Source organism: Ruminiclostridium papyrosolvens C7 (assembly GCF_000421965.1).
Classification (GTDB): Bacteria; Bacillota; Clostridia; order Acetivibrionales; family DSM-1351; genus Ruminiclostridium; species Ruminiclostridium papyrosolvens_A.
The window spans coordinates 1-2,781 of the sequence record NZ_ATAY01000079.1 but is presented as its reverse complement, the minus strand read 5'-3'; the positions used below and the strand labels follow the sequence as shown (position 1 = coordinate 2,781).

Sequence of the window (2,781 nt, the reverse complement as noted above, 5' to 3'; positions counted from 1 at the left end):
CCGCTATATTACGAACTAACCCGCCTTATAATCTTCAAACCTTTCACAACTCATAAATAAGATTTTATTGTTTACCCATCTTTGAAGCTTCCAACATTTTTTAAAGTGTTTTATCTGATCCACTGTATATTTTTTTAACAAAACATTCATTGGCTTTAACTTCTTTCCGTCAAGAAATTCCTCTTTGTCGTAGATCATAACGTATGGATCATATCCTAGTTCTCTAAGTCTATAGACACGGTATAAATCAAATTCAAATTCTGTTTCATAGTTTGTGAGAACATACACCGCTGCTTTCCTTCGGTCTATCCCAGTGGCTTCTTTAAAAGCTTGAAGATTCCTAACAATCAGATCACTTTGAGTATCTCTATCCCAAGCAAAATGAATCATTTTAAGCTTTATCCGCTTTATCATGTCTATTGCCTTATCATCCATCAACCTAATATCTAAACCCTGTGTAAAGTCCACCCATGCCCGGCTGTCTACAAGCTGCTGCAAAAGATTATATTTTTCGGACTTACAGGCTAAAAGATTTGGGTCAAGCAACTTGATTTCTTTTTGATTTGTCCAAAATTGGCCTAAATCAGCGACTTTGTAGCTCTTACAACCTTCCTTTTGACCGACTATGCAGAACGGGCAATTATTAGGGCAACCACGGGTTAAAAATCCGTAAGCTTCTTTGTATTTAGGATATAAAGTGTAATCAGGGCTACAATTTTCTATTTCTGTAGGTAATTTATTTTTTAGATCATATCCGGTTCCACCTCTGACTATTAAATCAGCCTTAACACAAGTATTAAAATCGGGCGAAAACGTAAATACTTTGGAAATATAAGCTATATCGTATGTTTCAAGAGGATTGCCCCACCCGACAGTATCACCGTGGTTTTTATGATGAGTTGAAAGTTTCATCGGCACTTGATTTGGGAAATTGTGTCCATCTGCATCGAACAATGCAACATTTAAGTTCATTTTTCACTCTCCCTACATCTCCACTATCTGGTTGACATTTGACCAATTCAGTATTGCCACGCTTGCCTTTTCTTCGCCCTCACCTTTGTAAATCAGTACCTTATCACCTATATACTCAATCTCAGTCACTCCGTAATAGTTGTAAGTCAGGTTTTTAGGTTCATTTTCAGGCTTTTTAAAAAAGATTTTTATGTTCTTAGTCATTTACTTCACCTTCTCGATCTATTACTTCCTTTATCCCTTCGAGAACATATTCCGGGCAACATACCGCTACCGAATTACCCAATGCTTTATATCTTGCCGAGTCACTTGCACCGGGAATGTCCGTCCATCCGTCCGGGTAATCTTGTAGTCGCTCGCATTCCAAAGGAGTTAATCGTCTAACTGAATAGCCTACTCTAACAGGATTTTGATAGTTCAAGCTATAACCGGGTTTGTTTTTGGAGCATAGTGTCCCGCTTACTTCCATGTTTTCTTTATGATTTATGCAATCTATAGAAGTTACAAACATATCGTTATAAGCATCTTGTCCTGTATAACTACCCGGATGACTATTTGCCATTAATGGACCGGTTACTTTTTGATATGTAATAACATTGTTTCCATGCCCTCCGTGTGTCCCAGTATTAACACATGTAGCAACTTCCTCTTTAAAACAAATACCTTCAGCTTTTTGGCTTAAATCTGCACCATAAACTTTTTGAGCTATAACCTGTCTTTCAATTCCATTTCTTTCTCCGGTTCCTTTGTAATAGCTTGCATCTAAAGTTGGGCAAGGGCTATGTAGGGGTATATGTTGTATTAGTGGTGTATCTGCACAACCTTTAGCAAATTTAACACTAACTGTTGGTGATACATTTAACGGACCAGATATTCTACTATCCATTGGGTGTGATTCGTATAGTACTGACGGACCAGAATGTGTCGGAGAACTTCCGCTATTAGCATTTAATGTACATGCTTTATCACCGGTCAAACTGTAGTTATAGATATCAGCCCCGCTTGCCTTTCCAACGCTTCTTTCAACATCGGTGGCAGTTCCTTTCCCCTCTTTTCTGCCCTTCGTAATATGCCTTGACAAGCCTTCACGCTTAAAAAGTATTTCGGGTGCGGATTGTCCTCCAAAATCTGCGACAAGGAAGATTCTACGACGACGTTGGGGGACTCCCCAGTATTGAGCGTCCAAGACTCTCCAGGCAATTGACCAACCGTTTCCCATGATGGCTCCAAAAGTATTCCATTTACCTTTTGGAGGTTTAGGTATAGTAACGGTTTCGTCTGCAATCCTTGCCGTTTCTTCGAGGACTGCCCGGAAATCTTCTCCTTTGTTACTGCTAAATGCTCCGGGGACATTTTCCCAGACCATAAATCGGGGTCGAATAAGTCCATTTGTTCCGCTGTTTTTGCCATTTTTATTTCTCAACTCCTTTATGATTCGTATTTGTTCCATGAATAGTCCCGACCTTGTTCCTGCTAATCCTGCTCTTTTTCCGGCAACTGACAAGTCCTGGCATGGGCTACCGCCTGTTACAATGTCTACCGATTCAAGTTCATCCACATTGATTTTAGTTATATCTCCTACCTGTTTCATGTCCGGGAATCTTATAGTCGAGACTTTAATTGGAAATGGTTCAATTTCACTGGCCCATATTGACTTCGTGCCTAATCGTTCTCCGGCTAAAGGAAATCCAGATATTCCGTCAAACAAACTTCCTATTGTTATCAATTTACCCTCCACGTCTGGAGGTGTGCGCACACTTAATTAACTAGTATTACTCCGATTATTTATTTGGTACGTAATATTTTGCT

General features: G+C 39.4%; 3 protein-coding genes. All 3 read right to left on the bottom strand.

Features of this window, described 5'->3' with window-relative positions:
• Positions 1-15: 15 nt before the first annotated feature.
• From L323_RS35800 to L323_RS40925, 3 genes are read right to left on the bottom strand one after another with little or no spacing between them, the layout of a single operon-like run.
• Positions 16-972 (bottom strand): hypothetical protein, encoded by a 957-nt coding sequence (locus L323_RS35800; RefSeq protein ID WP_020816498.1) that lies wholly within the window; start codon positions 970-972, stop codon positions 16-18.
• A 12-nt stretch (positions 973-984) separates the two neighbouring features.
• A complete protein-coding gene (locus L323_RS35795) occupies positions 985-1,176 on the bottom strand; it encodes a hypothetical protein (RefSeq protein WP_020816497.1) in 192 nt (63 codons plus the stop codon).
• A complete protein-coding gene (locus L323_RS40925; RefSeq protein WP_038276023.1) occupies positions 1,169-2,698 on the bottom strand; it encodes a DNA cytosine methyltransferase in 1,530 nt (509 codons plus the stop codon). The genes L323_RS35795 and L323_RS40925 overlap by 8 nt, the downstream gene beginning before the upstream one ends.
• Positions 2,699-2,781 lie beyond the last annotated feature (83 nt).